At 67.4% G+C, this 19,453-nt stretch carries 18 protein-coding genes and 2 tRNA genes; 4 read left to right on the top strand and 16 right to left on the bottom strand.

Annotated features, from left to right (window positions below; translation table 11 throughout):
• Window positions 1-25 precede the first annotated feature (25 nt).
• Entirely contained in the window at window positions 26-1,990 is a 1,965-nt protein-coding gene (locus SAZ01S_RS04800; RefSeq protein ID WP_084580600.1) for an ATP-binding protein, read from the top strand.
• A 70-nt stretch (window positions 1,991-2,060) separates the two neighbouring features.
• A complete protein-coding gene (locus tag SAZ01S_RS04805; protein WP_245824610.1) occupies window positions 2,061-2,510 on the top strand; it encodes a VOC family protein in 450 nt (149 codons plus the stop codon).
• A gap of 692 nt (window positions 2,511-3,202) precedes the next feature.
• Here the strand turns inward: SAZ01S_RS04805 and SAZ01S_RS04810 are convergent.
• The 5 genes from SAZ01S_RS04810 to hspQ all read right to left on the bottom strand — a co-directional run bounded on the left by SAZ01S_RS04810 (window position 3,203) and on the right by hspQ (window position 5,737).
• On the bottom strand, window positions 3,203-3,790 hold the full coding sequence (locus SAZ01S_RS04810) for a TetR/AcrR family transcriptional regulator (RefSeq protein WP_084580601.1): 588 nt from the start codon (window positions 3,788-3,790) through the stop codon (window positions 3,203-3,205).
• 98 nt (window positions 3,791-3,888) lie between these two features.
• The gene (locus SAZ01S_RS04815) at window positions 3,889-4,434 is read right to left on the bottom strand and encodes a GNAT family N-acetyltransferase (RefSeq protein WP_174596092.1); all 546 of its coding nucleotides are present in this window, start codon (window positions 4,432-4,434) and stop codon (window positions 3,889-3,891) included.
• Between the two features lie 170 nt (window positions 4,435-4,604).
• The gene (gene rpmA, locus SAZ01S_RS04820; protein WP_010545913.1) at window positions 4,605-4,874 is read right to left on the bottom strand and encodes a 50S ribosomal protein L27; all 270 of its coding nucleotides are present in this window, start codon (window positions 4,872-4,874) and stop codon (window positions 4,605-4,607) included.
• 30 nt (window positions 4,875-4,904) lie between these two features.
• Complete coding sequence (rplU, locus tag SAZ01S_RS04825) at window positions 4,905-5,210, bottom strand: 50S ribosomal protein L21 (RefSeq protein WP_084580603.1); 306 nt, start codon at window positions 5,208-5,210, stop codon at window positions 4,905-4,907.
• A gap of 146 nt (window positions 5,211-5,356) precedes the next feature.
• A complete protein-coding gene (hspQ, locus tag SAZ01S_RS04830) occupies window positions 5,357-5,737 on the bottom strand; it encodes a heat shock protein HspQ (RefSeq protein WP_084580604.1) in 381 nt (126 codons plus the stop codon).
• A gap of 215 nt (window positions 5,738-5,952) precedes the next feature.
• Between hspQ and SAZ01S_RS04835 the strand changes: the two genes are divergently transcribed.
• Window positions 5,953-6,042 (top strand) — tRNA-Ser (locus tag SAZ01S_RS04835).
• A 130-nt stretch (window positions 6,043-6,172) separates the two neighbouring features.
• Here SAZ01S_RS04835 and SAZ01S_RS04840 read toward each other — a convergent pair.
• The 7 genes from SAZ01S_RS04840 to SAZ01S_RS04870 all read right to left on the bottom strand — a co-directional run bounded on the left by SAZ01S_RS04840 (window position 6,173) and on the right by SAZ01S_RS04870 (window position 13,267).
• Window positions 6,173-7,384 carry a DUF2252 family protein gene (locus SAZ01S_RS04840; protein WP_084580605.1) on the bottom strand — a complete coding sequence of 404 codons (1,212 nt, stop codon included), beginning with the start codon at window positions 7,382-7,384 and terminating at the stop codon, window positions 6,173-6,175.
• Between the two features lie 93 nt (window positions 7,385-7,477).
• Window positions 7,478-7,553 (bottom strand) — tRNA-Lys (locus tag SAZ01S_RS04845).
• A 99-nt stretch (window positions 7,554-7,652) separates the two neighbouring features.
• Window positions 7,653-8,771 (bottom strand): rod shape-determining protein RodA, encoded by a 1,119-nt coding sequence (gene rodA, locus SAZ01S_RS04850; RefSeq protein ID WP_084580607.1) that lies wholly within the window; start codon window positions 8,769-8,771, stop codon window positions 7,653-7,655.
• Entirely contained in the window at window positions 8,771-10,798 is a 2,028-nt protein-coding gene (mrdA, locus tag SAZ01S_RS04855) for a penicillin-binding protein 2 (protein ID WP_084580609.1), read from the bottom strand. The genes rodA and mrdA overlap by 1 nt, the downstream gene beginning before the upstream one ends.
• A 3-nt stretch (window positions 10,799-10,801) precedes the next feature.
• Window positions 10,802-11,311: a rod shape-determining protein MreD gene (gene mreD / locus SAZ01S_RS04860; RefSeq protein WP_084580611.1), complete on the bottom strand. Its 510-nt coding sequence runs from the start codon at window positions 11,309-11,311 to the stop codon at window positions 10,802-10,804.
• Window positions 11,311-12,210 (bottom strand): rod shape-determining protein MreC, encoded by a 900-nt coding sequence (mreC, locus tag SAZ01S_RS04865; protein WP_084580613.1) that lies wholly within the window; start codon window positions 12,208-12,210, stop codon window positions 11,311-11,313. The genes mreD and mreC overlap by 1 nt, the downstream gene beginning before the upstream one ends.
• 16 nt (window positions 12,211-12,226) lie before the next feature.
• Window positions 12,227-13,267, bottom strand: coding sequence for a rod shape-determining protein (locus SAZ01S_RS04870; protein WP_084580615.1), 1,041 nt, complete (start codon window positions 13,265-13,267; stop codon window positions 12,227-12,229).
• 153 nt (window positions 13,268-13,420) lie between these two features.
• Between SAZ01S_RS04870 and mutL the strand changes: the two genes are divergently transcribed.
• Window positions 13,421-15,256 (top strand): DNA mismatch repair endonuclease MutL, encoded by a 1,836-nt coding sequence (mutL, locus tag SAZ01S_RS04875; protein ID WP_084580617.1) that lies wholly within the window; start codon window positions 13,421-13,423, stop codon window positions 15,254-15,256.
• A 7-nt stretch (window positions 15,257-15,263) separates the two neighbouring features.
• On the opposite strand, the gene SAZ01S_RS04880 is transcribed toward mutL, so the two are convergent.
• From SAZ01S_RS04880 to SAZ01S_RS04895, 4 genes are all read right to left on the bottom strand, one after another.
• Entirely contained in the window at window positions 15,264-15,914 is a 651-nt protein-coding gene (locus SAZ01S_RS04880; RefSeq protein ID WP_084580619.1) for a CAP domain-containing protein, read from the bottom strand.
• Between the two features lie 106 nt (window positions 15,915-16,020).
• A complete protein-coding gene (locus tag SAZ01S_RS04885) occupies window positions 16,021-16,896 on the bottom strand; it encodes an acyl-CoA thioesterase (protein WP_084580621.1) in 876 nt (291 codons plus the stop codon).
• Window positions 16,896-18,020, bottom strand: a complete 1,125-nt coding sequence (locus SAZ01S_RS04890) for an acyl-CoA dehydrogenase family protein (RefSeq protein WP_084580623.1) — start codon at window positions 18,018-18,020, stop codon at window positions 16,896-16,898. Before SAZ01S_RS04890 ends, SAZ01S_RS04885 begins: the two co-directional genes overlap by 1 nt.
• Before the next feature lie 159 nt (window positions 18,021-18,179).
• A complete protein-coding gene (locus tag SAZ01S_RS04895) occupies window positions 18,180-19,364 on the bottom strand; it encodes an acyl-CoA dehydrogenase family protein (RefSeq protein WP_174596093.1) in 1,185 nt (394 codons plus the stop codon).
• Window positions 19,365-19,453 lie beyond the last annotated feature (89 nt).

A 19,453-nucleotide genomic window follows, 5' to 3' on the forward strand; every position in this document is an offset into this window, starting at 1 on the left:
TCCAAACGCCTAGAGTCGGGTCCGGATGAGCGAAGCGATCCCGTCTCTCGAGCGTTCGGTGCACGCCAAGAACTGGCGTCTGCTGCTGCTGGGCGCGCTGGCCGTGGCCGGCGTGCTGGTGCTCGGCGCGCTGATCCTGATCCAGCAGCGCACCGATCTCGAGCGCGACCGGGCGATCGCGCTCCGCCAGCACAGCTTCGAAGTTATCCTGCGCGCCAACCAGCTTTCGGGCGGGATCGCCGCGGCAGAGGCGGCGCTTGGCCGCTATGTGGTGAGCGCCGACCGCAACCTCGGCCAGAAATATGCCGAGCAGTGGCGCAAGGCGGCCGAGCAGCTCCAGAGCCTGCGCCAGCTGACTCGCGACAATCCACAGCAGCGCGGGGAGATCGGCCGCCTGCAGCAAGCCTTCGCCCAGCGCGGCCGCGAACTCGACGAAACCGCGCTCTACACGACCTACAAGCGCGACCGAGATGCCTGGGGTGCCTATTATCAGGTCCGGGAGAGTGCCGCGCGCAAGGAGGTCGAAGCGATTCTCGATCGCATCGTCGATCAGGAACGCGGCCTTCTCGACGATCGCACGCGCGCGGCGGCACAGCTGATCGAGAACAGCAGCTATGCCTCGCGCGTGCTGAGCGGCTTCGGCCTGGTCATCGCGCTGGGCGCGGTCGTTCTCGGCTGGCTGGCGGTGGAGGCGGAGGGCGGCCGCGCGCTCGCCGATGCCGACGCCGCCTGGGAGCGCGAGCGTGCCGGCCAGCTGCGCGAGGCGGTCGCCGCCGCCACCGCGCAGCTCCGCCAGGAAGCGCGCGAGCGCGAGGAGGCCGAGGCGAAGCTCCGCCAGGCGCAGAAGATGGACGCGGTGGGCCAGCTCACCGGCGGGATCGCGCATGATTTCAACAACATGCTGGCGGTCGTACTGGGTGGGGTGGAACTGGCGCGGCGCCAGATCGAGGGTGATCCCAAGGAAGCCGCCCGCCATCTCGACAATGCGATGGAGGGCGCCCACCGCGCCGCTGCGTTGACCCGCCAGCTGCTGGCATTCTCGCGCTCCGAATCACTGGCGCCCGAGCCCGTGGATGCCGGCACGCTGATTCGCGGCATGCGGGATCTGCTCGATCGCACGCTGGGCGACACGATTCGGGTCGAGGCACAGGATCGCGGCATGGGCTGGCGGATCTGGGTCGATCGCCATCAGCTCGAAAATGCGGTGCTCAACCTGGCGGTCAACGCGCGCGATGCGATGAACGGCCGCGGCACGCTGGTGATCACCACGGGCGAATCGCGGCTCGCCGCCAACGAGGTCGGGCATTGCGCCGCGGGCGACTATGTCTCGGTGGCGGTGCGCGACAGCGGCTGCGGGATGACGCCCGAGGTGCTGGAGCGGGTCTTCGAACCGTTCTTCACCACCAAGCCGGTGGGCAAGGGCACCGGCCTCGGGCTCAGCCAGATCTTCGGCTTCGTCCGCCAGTCGGGCGGCGGCATCGCCATCGAGACCGCGCCCGACCAGGGTACGACGGTGACGCTGTACCTGCCCCGCTACAAGGGCGCGATGACCGGCACCGCGGCGGCCCCGACGGCGATCGAGCCGGCCGAGGAGAAGGCCGGCGACAGCTACGACATCCTCGTCGTCGAGGACGATCCGCGCGTGCTGGCGGCGACGCTGGCCGCCCTGTGCGAACTGGGCCATCGCCCGGTCGGCTGCTCCGATCCGCTGCATGCGCCGACCACGATCGAGGCAATGCCGGTGCTCGACCTGGTCATGACCGACGTGCTGATGCCCGGCCAGACCGGCCCCGAGATGATCGCGTGCGTCGAGGGGCGGTTGCGCGGCGCGGCGGTGCTGTTCGTCACCGGCTTTACCGGCGACGCCAGTGCCGAGCAGCTCCGCGATCGCCCGGTGCTGCGCAAGCCGTTCACCGTTGCGGCGCTGTCGCGCGCGGTGCGGGAGGCGGTGGCGGGCGAGGCCGGGCGGGTCGCGCAGGCGGCGGAATAGCGCGACGCATCCCCGTGGCGTCGCGCATCGAAATGGGCGAGGCTGTGACGGCTTGATCGGGGAGGTTGCGATGCGCTCTATCTGGTTCCGCAGGATATTCGGCGTGCTGGCGGGGATGTCGATGCCCGTTACTGCCCACGCGCAGGCGGCTGGCCATGTCACCGGGGTGGGCGGAGTGTTCGTCACCAGCAAGGATCCCAAGGCGCTCGCCGCATGGTATCGGGACATGCTGGGTATCAAGATCGAGCCCTGGGGTGGCGCCATGCTCCGCTACGACGCGCCGGGGCATCCGCCCGTGCTGGTCTGGACGGCGGTACGTGCGGGCAGCCACCAGATCGCGCCATCGCCGCGCGAGTTCATGCTCAATTTCGCGGTCGACGATCTCGACGCGATGGTCGCCCGGCTCGAAGCCAAGGGGGTGAAGATCCTCAAGCGGACCAGCGACTCGACGGGGAAGTTCGCCTGGATCCTCGACCCCGACGGCACCAAGATCGAACTTTGGGAGCCGCCGGTAAGATAAGGCTGGCCGGATGATCTAAAATTAGAATCTACTTAGCGAGAATGCGAAGTACATCAAAGGCATTCGAGAACGTTAAATAAACTGCGGTAAACATGCCTAGCAAAAACATTATGATCGCGAGGATGTTAAACCATCCAGGAAAAACTCTTTGTAGCGTCATTGGGACCAATCTTCCCACCGTATCTTCTGAGCGGACGGTAGAAATAAGGGGAAGTTCCTGGTTGATGCTCATGATTTCGATAGTAATTTGCTCCTTTGGGGCAAGGCTGTCGAATCGTAGTGAGTATCGACCAAACGCTGAAAGCTCTGAGGTGTGCCCTCGCGCAGGAGCGATATTATATATTGGTGGCTTCCAGTTGAAGGTAACCTCAATAGATCGTGCAGGTAATAGGCCGGTATTCATGACATTTATTGATGCGGTTCGAATGATCTGTGTGTCTTGAATCCTGTTACCTTGATTGTCCAAGAGGGGCTGGTCAACCAGCATGTTCCAAGAGTGGCCAACGCTAAACACTAAATGGGGTTTGAGGCGCCAATAGCGTGTGAGCGCCGCACCTAGAAGCACACTTACGAAGCTCCATACTTCAGCTTGGTGCGTAGATAACCACGTCATTCTCTGTCCGATTGCTTTGTTCGGGCGTGGTATGCTGACGCGATACAATCGCGGAATCAAGGTAATTAGCCCGCGTAGATTAAGTCCCAGCCTCGATTCGCGCGCGCAGCATCGATGCCGCCAGTTCGCGCGCCTTGTCGCGCGGCAGGCCCAGCGCGCGAGCCATGGGGGCGCCGAGCAGGGCATCGCCGAGCGCCATCAGCGTCAGCTGCAGCGTTTCCTCGCGTAGTGGCGTACGGGCGTCCTGGCCCTCGCTGATCCGGTCGACCAGCCGGTGGATCGCCTCCAGGATCGGATCCAGCGCATCGCGGTTGCCGGTGAGCAGCATCCAGCTCGCCAGCGCGCCCGCGCCTTCGCGGTCGAACGCGTCGAAGGTAAGATCCACCACTTCGCGCAGATCGTGATCGGTGCTTCGGGCGCGCAGCACCGCCTCGCCGATCTTCGCGGTCACCGTCTCGGCAATGCTCGCCGCCAGCCCCTTTTGCAGCCCCGCCGCCGAGCCGAAATGGTGAAGCAGGTTGGCATGGGTGCGGCCGATCCGCGCCGCCACCGCCTTGAGGGTCACCGCCTGGGGACCGTCCTCGATCAGTAGCGCACGCGCGGCCTCGAGCGCGGCATCGCGCGATTCTTCGGGGGAGAGGCGCCGGCGCGCCACCTTGCTCGTCAACGATCGGGCCCTGTGTCCATTCGATGACGGCTTAGTCGAGCTTGGGCGCGGGGGGAAGCGGCCTCCCCGGCGCGCGCCCGGGGAGGCACCAGGACGGATCACGCCGCGAGGCGTGGCTCCGGATTCGGGTGGCAGTCGTCGGCGTCCAGTTCGCGCTCGAAGCGGGCGCACGCCACTTCGCCGTTGCGCCCCTTCGACCACATCGGCTCGACCCGTCCGGTCGGCCGGAAGCCGAGCTTGCGCAGCACGCGGCCCGAGGCGGGGTTGTCGACGAAATGCCCCGAGGTCACCCGGCGGATGCCGGCCGCGCGGGCGGCCGCCAGCACGCCGCGCGCCGCCTCGGTGGCGTAACCCTTGCCCCAGGCCGACGGCGTCAACCAATAGCCGAGCTCATGCGCCTCGCTTCCGGCTGGATCGATGCCGACGCAGCCGACCAGCGCCACCGCGCCCGCCTGGTGCTCGAACACCAGGAAGCGCGTGTCGGTCCAATGGGCGAGAAAGGTCTCCGCCGCTTCGATCGAATAGGGCCAGGGCACGCGCGACAGGTTGCGCACGACCGCCTCATGGTCGATCGCCCGGGCGAGGGCAGGGGCGTCCTCGGGCCAGCCGGGACGTAACGTCAGTCTCTGGGTCCGCACGAACATGACCATGCTCCTTGGTCCTGCGGCTTATGCACATGCCCGTGTGGCAGGGCTGTTTCGCCGCGGTTTCAGGGAGCAAGAAAAAAGGGAGACCGGGGCGACCCGTCTCCCTTTTCGCGTTGGTTCGTCGAACCCGGGTCACCCTGGTGGGCAACCCGTACGGTCGCCCGATGTTATTCGGCCGCCTCGGCAATCATGTCTACGGAGCAGAACTTGCGCCCAAGCTTGCCTTCCTTGAACGACACGCGGCCGTCGGTAAGCGCGAAGAGGGTATGGTCCTTGCCCATGCCCACGTTCACGCCCGGGTAGAATTTGGTGCCGCGCTGACGCACGAGAATGTTGCCGGCGAGAACCGTCTCGCCGCCGAACTTCTTCACGCCAAGACGACGGCCAGCAGAGTCGCGACCATTGCGGGACGAGCCGCCTGCCTTCTTATGTGCCATTGTCTATACTCCTCGTGTCTCGTCAGTCGCTTACTGGGCCGCGCCGATAGCAGTGATCTTGAGGATCGTGTGCTGCTGGCGATGGCCGTTCTTGCGGCGATAGTTGTGACGACGACGCTTCTTGAAGACGATGACCTTCTCGCCCTTCGCCTGCGCGACGATTTCGGCAGAAACGGTCAGGCCGTCGGTCGCCTTCAGCTCGCCGCCTTCGCCGGCCAGCAGGACGTCGCCCAGCGTCACCGACGAACCGGCTTCGCCGTCGAGCTTCTCGACGACGATCTTGTCTCCTGCGGCAACGCGATACTGCTTGCCGCCCGTGCGCACGATAGCGAACATCGGTCTCTTCTCTGGTTCAAATGCATGTGCCCGCCAAGGTTGCACCTCGGCAGGAGGAAGGGCGCAGCTATGCGATGGGGGCGGGATTGTCAACCGTTCCGTAAGACGAAACTGCGATTTTCCGAGTCCCGCAGCTCGGGCGGCGCCTAATGCCGATGATTCGGCTTCAGCCGGTAGCGACCGGCATCGAAGCTGTCGAAAAACCCGCTGATTCCGGGATGGTCTACCGGCTCGTCGCTGTCGTCCGCCACCAGATTCTGCTGGCTGACATAGGCGATATAGGTCGAATCGGCATTTTCGGCGAGCAGGTGGTAGAAGGGCTGGTCCTTGGCCGGCCGCATGTCGACCGGAATCGAATCATACCATTCGTCGCTGTTCGCGAAGACCGGATCGACGTCGAAGATCACGCCGCGAAAATCGAGCAGCCGGTGGCGTACCACGTCGCCGATCGCGAAGCGCGCACTGGCGATCGGGGGCATCGGCGTACCGGAGTCGAGGGGAAGAAGCGAACCAATGGTTTCTGACATTGCCCCAATCTAGGGGGGCGGATGCCCCACGGCAACGGTAGCGACGACGGGCGATCCCGATCCGGGAAGGGGCGGGGATGCAGGCCGGGTTCCGCATCCGCGAAAAAACTTGAAAGACCGAGCTTGCGGCCCCCAAAACTTTGCGCTAGTGGCCGCGCCTCACAGCGACCGGTACGCGGGTTCGGGCCTTCCCGAGAGTGCGTATCCTCCCATGCGGAGAGGTGCCGGAGTGGTCGATCGGGGCGGTCTCGAAAACCGTTGTGCGGGTAACCGTACCGAGGGTTCGAATCCCTCCCTCTCCGCCATTGGGCGCCCTTAGCGCGATCTTCGCTGTGATCTCTCCCGAGAACAATCTCACAAGATGCGCCGGTAGCCGCGCGCTGTAGTGCAGAGCGGCCGGACGGGGCTTGTGCGCGAAAATGCTGCCCGATCCGGTCAGGCAGCCATTGCGTAGCGGCGGCAATGTTCCAGATAGCCCACTTCGTGCCGCCCCGCGAGCGATACGACGCTTTGCCACAGCCAGGAGGGCGTATCGAGGTTGCCGCGGCGATCTTCTGCTAGAGTCTCCAGCCAGGCCGCGCGCGCGTCGCTGTGCATCTGGCGGGCGTGGGCCTTGCCGACGACGAAGGCGAGATAGCGGGCCGATTTCACCGCCTCGGCTCGGTTGAACTGGTCCAGTTCCAGCTTGAGGTCTTGCGGTGCCAGTTCGCGGACGAACAAGGCGTGGCCGAGCATATGGACGGACGTCATGCGCATGCCGAGGTGCGGCGAGAGCGCCCGTGCGGCGGCCACCACCCGATCGGCATTGTCCTTCGGCATGCGGGCATCCGCTGCGGCAGGGGCGATCGGCGCAATCGCCTCCTTGAGGTCGATAAGCGCATAGCCGGGCGCGTCCTTGTCTCCCTCAACGGCGACGATCGCCGCGTAGCGCAGCAGCCCCAGCGAACTGCACCCCTTCATCCAATAGGCGGCGTCGACGAGGCGTACGGCGCGCTTCGCATCCTCGCCATCCAGCCCGAGGATCGTCGGCAGCACCGAAGGCGCGGCGAGCGCCGCTTCCAGGGCTGCACGCTCCTTGCCGCCGACCGGCCAGAATCGCTTCCCCAGCGGGATGCGCGGTTCGACATCATCCAGGCGTTCCTTGGCGAGGTGGCGCCAGCGTCGGCCCAGGGAACGCCGCTTGACGCTTTGCACGACATCGGGCTCGACGCCGGGATCGCCGCTGGTCGGGTCCGCGATGGCGGTGACATAGCCGTCCATCATCTCCTCCAGCATGCGCGCCGTGACCACGTCGGGCAGGTCGGAGCCACGTGCGGCTGTAGCGAGCGACAGCCCTAGGCGGATGATGTCATGCGCGGGGTTGCCGATCACGGCCTGGTCCATGTCGCGAATCTGCACTTCAACGCGGCCGTCGCCATTGGACAGCGGGCCGAGATTGCCGACATGGCAATCGCCGCAGATCCAGATCGACGGGCCGGTCGGGACCCGCGCGGCGACCGGCGAGCCTGCCAGCCAGTCGTAGAATTTGGCCGTATTCCCCCGCACATACGCATGAGCGGAGCGCGCCATCTTCAGCGTGCGGTTGGCTTCGAGGAGCGCGTTGCGCTCGGCGGGGGTGGGAAATTCGGGTGCGGATTTCTTCGGCATCGCGCGTCAACGCACGACATCGGCAAACGTAACGAACTGTTGCTGATGTCCTTGGGGACAGCGAAGCCCGCAGTGCGGTAAGCAGGAAGGGGATGGTGGACACACTTGGGCTCGAACCAAGGACCCGCTGATTAAGAGTCAGCTGCTCTACCAACTGAGCTATGTGTCCATCCGGCTTCTGCATGGCGCCCTTGGTGGGGCACCGCCGCTTCGGAGGGGCGCCTTTAGCGTCGGCGCTCGCGGCTTGTAAAGCCCCAAAATGAAAAAATCACCAGCGCGTCTTGGTGCGGCCGTCGCGGTCGATCGAGAGGAGGATTCCCAGGCACAGCATGAAGGTCATCACCGCGGTGCCGCCGAAGCTGATCAGCGGCAGCGGCACGCCCACCACCGGCGCCAGCCCGATCACCATCGCCATGTTGATCGAGCAATAGAGGAACATCGTGCCGGACAGTCCCGCCGCGGTCAGCCGGCCGAATCGCGTCTTGGCACGCATGCCCACCCCGATGCCCCAGGCGATCAGCGTGCCGAACGCGAGGATCAGGAACACGCCGCCGGCCAGCCCCCATTCCTCCATCATCGTCGCCAGCGCGAAGTCGGTCTGGCCTTCGGGCAGATAGTCGAGATGGCTCTGCGTGCCCTGGAGGAAGCCTTTGCCGAAGATACCGCCCGACCCGATCGCGATCTTCGACTGGGTGATGTGATAGCCGGTGCCGAGCGGGTCGCGCTCGGGATCGAGGAAGATCAGCACGCGGTTGCGCTGATATTCGTGGAGCACGAAGTTGAAGGCGAGGGGGGCGGCCACCGCCACCGCCAGTGCGCCGGCGATGAACAGCCGCAGCGGCACGCCTGCCAGGAACATCACCATGATGCCGCAGCCGGTGATCATCAGCCCGGTGCCGAGATCGGGCTGGGCGATGACGAGCAGCGCCGGCACGCCGATCAGCACGCAGGCCGGCCAGATCGCGACGAACTTGCGCGTCTCGCTGGCCGGCAGCATCTCGTAGAAGCGGGCGAGCGCGAGCACGATCATCGGCTTCATCAGCTCGGACGGCTGGAACTGGAAGCCGCCCAGGCTGATCCAGCGCTGGCTGCCGCCGGCGACCTTGCCGAGCAGCTCCACGCCGAGCAGCGCCACGACCAGCGCGGCATAGACCGGCAGCGCCCATTGCGACCAGATTCGCACCGGCACGCGCGACATGCCGATCGCGACCGCCAGGAACAGCAGGAAGCGCGTCCCCTGGTTGAGCGCCCAGGGCTTGATGCTGCCGCCGGCCGCCGAATAGAGCACGACCAGGCCGAAGCCGCCGATCGCCAGCACCAGGAACAGCACCTTCCAGGGAAGCTGCGCGACCTGAACGGGGACGATGCCGTCGCCGGGGCGTGCCATCAATCGCCCTCCACGCTGCCGGTGGGCGCGACATCGCGCTTGGTCGAATCGGCGGTGCTGTTCGCCGCCTGGTCGGCAAGCGTGCTGGCGGCTTCCTCGGTATCCTCGGGCGCGGGCGGCGGCGGGGTGGCCTGTGCGGCGCGGAAGGCGGTCCCTTGCGCGGCCATGCGCGTGGTATAGTCGCCGCCCCAGGTCGGCTCCACTTCGGCCAGCGTCTTCATCGCCAGGTCGCGATCGAACAAATAGGTCATGATGTCCCGGCCGATCAGCGGCGCGTCGAGGTTGCGGACGGTGTGGCCGTTATGCTCGAGCACGATCGCGGCGGCATATTTCGGATTGTCGTGCGGCGCGAAGCAGACGAGCAGCGCGTGGTCGCGCATCTTGAACGGCAGCGATCCGTTCTTGAGCACGCCGGTGCGGCGCTCGGCCATGGTGATGCGGCGGACCTGCGCGGTACCGGTCTTGGCGGCGAGCGCCACGCCCGGCACATACATCCGTGCCGCGCCGCCGGTGCCGCCGCCATTGACCACGCCGTACATCGCGTCGCGCACGATCGCGAGATCCTCCTGGCTGACCGGCAGCGGCTGCGCCCCCGACGGGCCGTTGGCAAGCAGGCGCGGCACCAGGATCTTGCCCGAGCCGAGCCGGCTGGCCATCACCGCCAGCTGCAGCGGGTTGGCGAGCACATAGCCCTGGCCGATCGAAGCGTTGAGCGAGTCCGCCACCGTCCAGGGATGATGGTATTTCTTCAGCTTCCAGGCGCTGTCCGGCACCGTGCCGAAGCGCTGGGTGGTGAACGGCATGTCGAACTTCTGGCCGAGCCCGAGCATCCGGGCCATCGGCGCGATCGCATCATAGCCGACGCGGCGGACCATCTCGTAGAAATAGATGTCGCAGCTCTGCATGATCGCGTTCTTGAGGTCGAGCGGCCCGTGCCCGCCCTTCTTGTGGCAGTGGAACACGCCATTGCCAACCCGCAGCGCGCCCGAACAGACGACGCGGTCGTGCGGACTCACCCCGGCGGCCATCAACGCTAGGCCGTTCATCGGCTTGACGGTGGAGCCGGGCGGGTAGAGGCCCTGCAGCACCTTGTTCATCAAGGGGACGTGGTCGTCCTCGGAAAGCATCTTCCATTCGGTCTGGCTGATGCCGTCCGAGAAGCTGTTGGGGTCGTAGGCAGGCATCGACGCCATCGCGAGGATGTCGCCCGAGGCCACGTCGATCACGATCGCCGAGCCGGAATTGGTGCCCAGCCGCCGCGCGACATATTCCTGAAGGCCTGCATCGATGGTGAGCTTGATGCTCTCGCCGGGCGTGTCGGCGCGGGTTTCGAGCTCGCGGACCGGGCGGCCATGCGCGGTCACCTCGACCCGCTTGGCGCCGGGCTTGCCCCGGAGGCGCTTGTCGAGCGTCTTCTCCAGCCCGTCCTTGCCCAGCTTGAAGCCCGGCGTGACGAGCAGTGGATCCTTGTCGAGCTTGAACTGCTCGGCCGAGGCCGTGCCGACATAGCCGATCAGATGGCCGACGCCCGCGCCCAGCGGATAGTGGCGCGCATAGCCCCGCGTCGGCGCGACGCCGGGCATTTCGGGCTGGCGGACCAGCACGGCGGCGAACCGGTCCCAGTCGAGATTCTCCGCCACCTGCACCGGGCGATAGCCGCCGGCGCGCTTCAGGTCGGTCTCGATCCGGGCAAGATCCTCGGGGGCGAGATTGAGCAGCCGGGTCAGCTCGGCGAGCAGCTTGTCCTTGTCGACGATGCGATCGGGGATCAGGTCGACGCGGAAATCGGTGCGGTTGCTGGCGAGCGGCTTGCCGCTGCGATCGAGCAGCCAGCCGCGGCGCGGCGGGATCAGCGTGTTGTTGACCCGGTTGCTCTCGGCCTTGAGCTTGTACTGCTCGTTCTCGACCACCGACAGCCACGCCATGCGCCCCGCCAGCACCATGCCGACGGCGCCCTGCGCCGCGCCGAGCACGACGGCGCGGCGCGAAAAGCTGTAGGTCTGGGCGGCTTCGGTGATCCGCACCATGGCTCAGGCCTTCACCACGTCACGGTCGAGCCAGGCGCACATTCGCGAGGCGAGCGGGAAGAGCATCGCCGAGGCGCTCGCCTGCAGCAGCAGCGCGGCATCGACCTTGGCCGAAATGGGGGAGGCGAGGAACCGCCCTGCGATCAGCACGAAAGCGGTCGCGCCCGCGGCGATGAGCCAGTCCTGCCAGAAATTGCGCCACACGATGCGCGTCTCTAGCACGTCGATGATCAACATGCATGCCATCCACAGGAACATCGCCGATCCAAAGGGTTGCCCGCTCACCAGATCGTCGAACAGCCCGAGCGGGGCGGCGACCCACACCCGCAGCGCATCGGGGCGCAGCAGCCGCCAGCCGAGCAGCATCAGCAGCCCGAACGGCGGCAGGAAGGGGACGGTCGCCACCACCGGCAGCAGCGTGACCAGCGAGGCGAGCGCGATCGACAGCGGCGCGAGCCAGCGCGCCCGGGGGCGCGGCGGTTGCACACCCAGCGGCTGCAGGTCGAGTGCCATCACTTGCCCTTGGGCTTGGGCGTGGCGGTGGGGAAGGGCTGCGGCGGCGGGGCCGGCTCGGGCAGGAACACGCGCAGCACCATCACGAAATCGGCCATGTCCGGGTTGCTGACCGGCGCGGCGGTTGCGGAATCGCGGCCGGTCTGGGTGACGCGGCCGAGCGGCACATTGGGCGGGAACACCCCGCCGGTGCCCGATGTCACCAGCAGGTCACCCGCGCGGAACGGATTGGCGGCGGCATTGGCGGCGCGCACGTCGAGCGTGCCGTCGCCGCGACCGGTGACGATCGCGGGCAGCCCGTCGCTCGCCCGGCGCACGGGGATGGTGCTGTCCGGATCGGTGATCAGCAGGACGCGCGAGGCGTTCGGCCCGGCCTCGACCACCTGGCCGATCAGCCCGTCGCCGTCGCGCACCGGCTGACCCTGGCCGACACGCTGCCAGCTGCCGGCGTTGAGCGTGGCGTAGCGCCGGGTGCTCGACGCCGAGGAATTGACAAGCCGGGCGACGACGATCGTCTCGGGCGTCGCATCGCGCGCCTTGAGCAGCAGGCGAAGGCGCTGGTTCTCGCGCTCCAGCCCCAGCGCGCGCTGGAGCGCGGCATGCTCGCCCTCGATCTGCCGCTTGAGCCGCGCATTCTCGCCGCGCACGCCGAAATAGCTGCCGATCCACTCGGGAACGGCGCCAACGCCGCGCCGCACTGTGTCGAGCCCCGAGGAGACCGGCGTGGTTACCTCGGCGACGGTGCTGCGCAGCGCCGCGAACAGATGCGGGTTGTACCGCGAGACCAGCACGAGCCCGCCGCCGATCAGCAACAGGCCGATCGCCGCCACATAGCTGAAGAACAGCCCATATTGCGCCCGTCGCGAAAACCCCGGGCGCCGATTCCGTGGCGGCGCCATCGCCGTTGGCCTTTCGTCAGACCTGGAGGAGAACGCCGCGGAACATCGGATCCTCGAGCGCGCGGCCGGTGCCGAGCGCCACGCAGGTCAGCGGATCCTCGGCGACGGTGACCGGCAGGCCGGTCTCGTCGCGCAGCACTTCGTCCAGCCCCTGGAGCAGCGCACCGCCGCCGGTGAGCACGATCCCCTGGTCGACGATGTCGGCGGCCAGCTCCGGCGCGGTGTTCTCCAGCGCGATGCGGACGCCCTCGACGATGGTGTTGACCGGCTCGGACAGTGCTTCCGCAATCTGGCCCTGGTTGATCTGGATTTCCTTGGGCACGCCGTTGACGAGGTCGCGTCCCTTGATGTGGATCGTCTTGCCGATGCCGTCGACCGGCGGCTTGGCGACGCCGACTTCCTGCTTGATCCGCTCGGCGGTGGCTTCGCCGATCAGCAGATTGTGGTTGCGGCGGACGTACGAGACGATCGCCTCGTCCATCTTGTCGCCGCCGACCCGGACGCTGGTCGAATAGGCGAGGCCGCGCAGGCTGAGCACCGCGACTTCGGTGGTGCCGCCGCCGATGTCGACGACCATCGAGCCGATCGGTTCGGTCACCGGCATGTCGGCGCCGATCGCGGCGGCCATCGGCTCCTCGATCAGCCACACCTGGCTGGCGCCGGCGTTCGACGCGGCATCGCGGATCGCGCGGCGCTCGACCGAGGTGGAGCCCGACGGCACGCAGATCACGATTTCCGGCCAGCGCATGAAGCGCCGCTGCCCGTGCACCTTGCGGATGAAGTGCTTGATCATCTCTTCGGCGACATCGATGTCGGCGATCACGCCGTCGCGCAGCGGGCGAATCGCCTCGATCGAGCCCGGCGTCTTGCCCATCATCAGCTTGGCGTCGTCACCGACCGCCTTGACCTTCTTCACGCCGTTCAGCGTTTCGACCGCCACGACCGACGGCTCGTTGAGCACGACGCCGCGCCCGCGCAGGTACACGACGGTGTTCGCGGTACCCAGATCGATCGCCATGTCGTGGGACATGAATTTGAAAATGCGGGAGAAAGCCATCTATTGATCCGTCCTGCCGGGTCGGGCGCCCCCCGTCCGGCTGCTCGCACAAAAAGTTTCTGCCCGAACCCTTTCCGGGACGGCGGGAAATCCGGCCTGGTGTCATGCGGATGCGGGTCGCGGGAGGCCGTCGCTTGGGCTACAGCGAATGCCATGTCAATACGCCGCCTGCCCGAACATCTTGTCAATCGTATTGCAGCCGGCGAGGTGGTCGAACGCCCCGCCAGCGCGCTGAAAGAACTGGTCGAAAACGCCATCGACGCCGGGGCGACCCGGATCACGGTCAAACTGGCCGGCGGCGGCATCGAATTGATCGAGGTTATCGACGATGGCTGCGGCATGGCGCCGGCCGAAATGGCGCTCGCGCTCGAGCGCCACGCCACGTCCAAGCTGCCGACCGACGATATCGAGCATGTCGCGACATTGGGGTTCCGGGGCGAGGCGCTGCCCTCGATCGCGAGCGTCGCGCAGCTGACGCTGGAAAGCCGGGTGCGCGGCGCCGAGGGCTGGTCGCTGACGGTGGATAACGGCACGCTGCTCGCCGAGGGGCCGGCCGCGCTGCCGCCGGGCACGCGGGTGCGGGTGGCGGCGCTGTTCGGCCGGGTGCCGGCGCGGCGCAAGTTCCTGCGCTCGACCCGCGCCGAATATGCCGCCTGCCTCGACGGGATGAAGCGGCTCGCCATGGCGCGGCCCGACATCGCCTTTTCGGTCGAGCATGACGGCCGCCGGGTGCTGAGCGTGCAGGGCGGGGAGAGCCGGCCGGCGCGGGTGGCCGCGCTGACCGACCGCGCGCTGCAGGAGAACAGCGTCGCGATCGACTTCGAGCGCGAAGGGTTGGTGCTCGGCGGGGTGGCGAGCATCCCGACGTTCAACCGCGGCGTGGCGGACCACCAATATCTGTTCGTCAACGGCCGGCCGGTGAAGGACCGGCTGCTCGTCGGCGCGGTGCGCGGCGCCTATGCCGAGATGCTCGCGCGCGATCGTCACCCGGTGGTGGCATTGTTCCTCGACGTTCCGCCCGAGGTGGTCGACGTCAACGTCCACCCTGCCAAGACCGAGGTGCGCTTCCGCGACCCGGCCCTGGCGCGCGGGCTGATCGTCAGCGGGCTTCGGCGGGCGCTGGATGTGGCGGGGCATCGCAGCGTGCAGCGGCCGAGCGAGGCGGCGCTGGGGTTGTGGCAGCCGGGTTCCACGAACTTTAGCCCCTCCCCTTCAGGGGAGGGGTTGGGGTGGGGCAGTGTCTCACCGAGACCAACTTCTGGTCTGGAATCCCTCCACCCCAACCCCTCCTCCGAGGAGGAGGGGCTAAGAAGGTACTCCGGCGCCGTCCGCGATTCCGGCACCTTCTTCGCTGCCGCACCGCTCGCCCGCGCCGAACCGGCCCGCCACGAAGCGCCGCTCGCCACCGACTTCCCGCTCGGCGTTGCCCGCGGCCAGGTCGCCAAGACCTATATCGTAGCCGAAGCCGAGGATGGGCTCGTCCTGGTCGACCAGCATGCCGCGCACGAGCGGCTGGTGCTCGAGCGCATGCGCCGCGCGATGGCTGGCGGCACCGTGCCGTCCCAGGCGCTGCTCCTCGCCGAGGTAGTCGAACTCGACGAGCCCGGCTGCGACCGGCTCGAAGCGCGGATTGAGGAACTGCGCGCCTTCGGGCTGGAACTGGAACGCTTCGGCCCGCGCGCGATGCTGGTCCGCGCGGTGCCGGCCGCGCTCGGCACCGGTGATATCCACGGCCTCGTTACCGATCTCGCCGACGAACTCGCCAGCTTCGACGAGGCGCTGAGCCTCAAGGAACGGCTCGACCATGTCGCCGCCACCATGGCCTGCCACGGTTCGGTCCGTGCCGGGCGCGTCCTGTCGGTCGCCGAAATGAACGCGCTGCTCCGCGAGATGGAGGTCACCCCGCATTCGGGCCAGTGCAACCATGGCCGCCCCACCTGGGTGAAGCTGGCGCATGGCGACATCGAGAAGCTGTTCGGCCGAAAGTGACCGCCGTTCAGGGCTTTTCCGCGTAGCGCACCCGCGTCGCCCGGCCATCGGGGGTGGCGCTGATGTCGACGACGCAGAGATGCTCCATCGTGCGGTGCGGCGCGCAGCCGATGCCGACGAAGCGGAGCCTGGGGTTGAACAGCAGCCGGCGGTGGCCGCGATCGGCGACGCCATCGTCGATGATCATCTGCCGCACCACCTGCTCGGCGTCGCTGGAGCCGAAGGCGATCGCCTCGCCGACATAGATGTCGCCGCCGTGCCGCTTCACGCGATCGCCCGGTCCGCTGCCATCGGCGGCGCGGTGGCCGGCAGCACCGAGGCTGCCCTGTTCGCGTGAGAAATCCAGGGCGGTCTGGGCGAGTATCGGCGCCACGGTGAGAGGCGGCATCGCAGCTTGCTGCTCGAGAAAGGCGATCGCCTCGTCAACCGCTGCCGTGCCCTCGCGGGTCAGCAGGCCGTCATAATCGCCCGGCAGGTAGACGATGTTGCCGTCGAAATAGCCGCGATAGACCCGGAGCTCCTCTGCATAGCGTCGCGGGTCGGCGCGGGCGGCGTTGATCTTCGCCAGCACCAGCTCCTCCAGCGTTCGCGCGCGCGCGGTCGCTGCGAGAACCAAGCCCGCAAGCGCAGCTAACATCGTGAGGACACGTACAGCCATCGGCAAGGCCCCTAGCCATAGCGGGCCATACCTTCACGAACGTTGGAATATCAAGCGTAATAATTACGACTGCGTGATGAAAACGATCGCAGTTGGCTTGTGTCCGTCATGGTACGCGAATCAGTCCTTCTTGCGTGACGCTGGCGACCAGCCGGCCATCCCGCGCATAGATGCTGCCGCGGTTGAAGCCGCGGGCATGCCCCGCCCAGGGGCTGTCGGTCGCATAGAGCAACCATTCGTCGAAACGAAAGGGCTCGTGCAGCCACAGCGCATGGTCGAGGCTTGCGGTCTGCACCTGGCCGCCCGTCCAGCTGACACCGTGGGGCAGCATGCAGGTGCCGAGCAGCGTCATGTCGCTGGCATAGGCAAGCATCGCGCGGTGCAGCGCCGGGTCGTCGGGCAGCGGGGCGACGACGCGGAACCAGCTATATTGGCGTGGCTCACGGGGCTCGGGCTGGAACCAGTTGCGCGGGTTGACCGGGCGGATCTCGATGGGCCGGGTGCGGAGGAAGAAGCGCTTGAACTTTTCCGGGATCCGGTCGCGGATCTCTTCGCGCAGTTCGGCTTCGGAGCGGAGATCCTCGGGCGCGGGCACCTCGGGCATCGCGTCCTGGTGGTGGAGGCCTTCGGCGGGCAGCTGGAACGAGGCCGCCATGTTGAGGATCGGCTTGCCCTTCTGCATCGCAATCACCCGGCGATTGGCGAAGCTGCGTCCCTCGAAATCGCGCACCACGCGGTAGAGGATCGGGTAATCCTCGTCTCCGGGCCGCATGAAATAGGCGTGGAGCGAATGCGCGACCTTGCCGTCCTCCACCGAGCGCTGCGCCGCCTGCAGTGCCTGGGCGATCACCTGCCCCCCGAACACCCGCCCGACGCCGCCGGGCTGCCGGGCGCCGCGATAGAGATCGGTGTCGAGCGTCTCGACGTCGAGCAATGCGGTGAGGCCGGCGACCAAGTCTTCCGGGGACTTCTGTTCGCGCATCAGTAGCCAGCTGCCTCCGCAAGCGCGTTCGCGTGATAGTTCGAATCGCCGAACATCTCGGCGAGCACGCGAGCGCGCTTCATGTAGAAGCCGATATCATATTCGTCGGTCATGCCGATGCCGCCATGCATCTGGACACCCTCCTGCACCGCAAGCGTGGTGGCAAGCCCGGTCATCGCCTTGGCGATGGCGACAGCCTCGTCCGCGGGTTCGCCCGCGTCGAGCAATTGCTGCGCCTTGAGCGTCGCGGCGCGGGCGACCTCCATCTCGCTATAGAGATGCGCGGCGCGGTGCTGGAGCGCCTGGAAGCTGCCGATCAGCGTCCCGAACTGCTTGCGCTCCTTCAGGTACCCGAGCGTCATGTCGCTCGCCCCCGCGCCGACGCCGAGCAGCTCGGCCGAGGCGCCGGCCCCGGCGGCGCGCAGCAGCCGGCCGAGCGGGTCGGCACCGGCGTCGATCTCGCCGACCACCGCATCGGCGGTGACCTCGACGCCGTCGAAGGTCGCGTGCGCGGCGAGGCTGGAATCGGCGAGGCGCTCGGGGCGGAGGTCCAGCCCGGCCGCCTTTGGGTCGATCGCGAACAGGGTGATGCCCGCCGCATCGGTGTCGTTGCCGGCGGTGCGCGCGGTGACCAGGATCAGGTCGGCGGCATGGGCATGATGGGCGAAGCGCTTGGTGCCGGTCAGCCGGAAGCCGTTGCCCGCGCGCTCGGCCTTGAGCGCCACGGCGCGGCCGAATTTGGGCTTCTCGTCATGCGCGATGGCGATCACCGCCTCGCCCGCGGCGATGCCGGGGAACCAGCGATCGGCATGGGCGGTGCCCTTCAGCGCCTCGACCGCGGCGACGGCGGTGGAGAGGAAGGGGGAGGGGGTGAGGTTGCGGCCGATCTCCTCCAGCACCACGCCCGCCTCGACATGGCCGAGGCCCAGGCCGCCCGAGGCTTCGGGGATCAGGATGCCGGTCAGGCCCATCTCGGCGAACTGCTTCCACAGATCGCGGCTGAAGCCGGTGGGATCCTTGGCGTCGCGCAGGGCGCGGAGGTGGCGGACGGGGGCGTGTTCGGCGACGAATTCCCGGGCGGTGTCGCGGAGCATCGTCTGTTCGTCGTTGAGGTAGAGCGGCATCGGTGTCTCCATTCTCCCTCTCCCGCCTGCGGGAGAGGGTCGGGGTGAGGGTGAGTCGGGCTGGGGAGGGGCGCGCATTTGCCCCACACACCCTCACCCTTCCGCCGCCTGGCGGCGGCTCCCTCCCTCTCCCGCAGGCGGGAGAGGGATTGCGGTCCCTCAGCCCGGTAGCTCCAGGATCCGTTTGGCGACGATGTTGAGCTGGATCTCGCTCGTCCCGCCCTCGATCGAATTGGCCTTGGTGCGCAGCCAGGCGCGGGGCCTGGCGCCCTTGGCCGAGGCCTCGCTCTCCCATTCGAGCGCGTCCGATCCGCCCGCGGCCATGATCAGCTCGTGGCGCTGCTTGTTCAGCTCGGTGCCGACATATTTCATCATGCTCGGCTGGGCAGGATGGGCGCGGCCGGCCTTGAGCTCGTCGAGGAAGCGTTCGGACATCGCCGAGAAGGCGCGCATCCGCACCTCGAACAGCGCGATCTGCGCGCGCAGGATCGGATCGGCGAGCCGGCCCTGGTCGTCGAGCCCGATGGTCGCGATCGCGCCTTCGGTCAGCGGATTGCCGCCCGCCCGGTCCAATCCCATGCCCGAGATCATCTCGCGCTCATGGCCGAGCAGGTACTTGGCGACATCCCAGCCCTTGTTCTCCTCGTGGACGCGCTGGGACTTGGGCACCTTCACATTGTCGAAGAAGGTTTCGCAGAAGGGCGAGTAGCCCGAGATCAGCAGGATCGGCTTGGTCGAGACGCCGGGCGAGGCCATGTCGAACAGCACGAAGCTGATGCCGCCCTGCTTGGTCTCCTTGCTGGTGCGCACCAGGCAGAAGATCCAGTCGGCCTTGTCGGCATAGCTGGTCCACACCTTCTGGCCGTTGACGATGTAGTGGTCGCCGGCATCCTCGGCCCAGGTCTGGAGGCCGGCGAGGTCGGAGCCGGCATTGGGTTCGGAATAGCCCTGGCACCAGCGGATCTCGCCGCGCGCGATCTTGGGGAGATGGTCGAGCTTCTGCTCCTCGGTGCCGTATTTGAGCAGCGCCGGCCCGAGCATCGAGATGCCGAAGCTGTTGAGCGGGGTGCGGGCGCCCATCCGCTTCATTTCCTCGCGCAGGATCTTGGTCTCGGCCGGGGAAAGCCCGCCGCCGCCATATTGGGTCGGCCAGTCGGGTACGGTCCAGCCGCGTGTTGCCATGCGGTCCATCCAGAGCTTCTGGTCGGGATGCGCCCAGTCGGGATTGCGCCCGCCCCAGACGATGTCCTTCTCGGACCGGATCGGCTCGCGCATCGTGGGCGGGCAGTTCGCCTCCAGCCAGGCGCGGGTTTGCTCACGGAACGTGTCGAGATCCTGCGTCATCATCCTCTCCTCAAGCCCCTCTCCCGCCTGCGGGAGAGGGAGGGGCCCGCCGCCGCAAGGCGGTGGGAGGGTGAGGGTGACTCTGCGTC

The organism is Sphingomonas azotifigens NBRC 15497 (assembly GCF_002091475.1).
GTDB classification, from domain to species: Bacteria; Pseudomonadota; Alphaproteobacteria; order Sphingomonadales; family Sphingomonadaceae; genus Sphingomonas; species Sphingomonas azotifigens.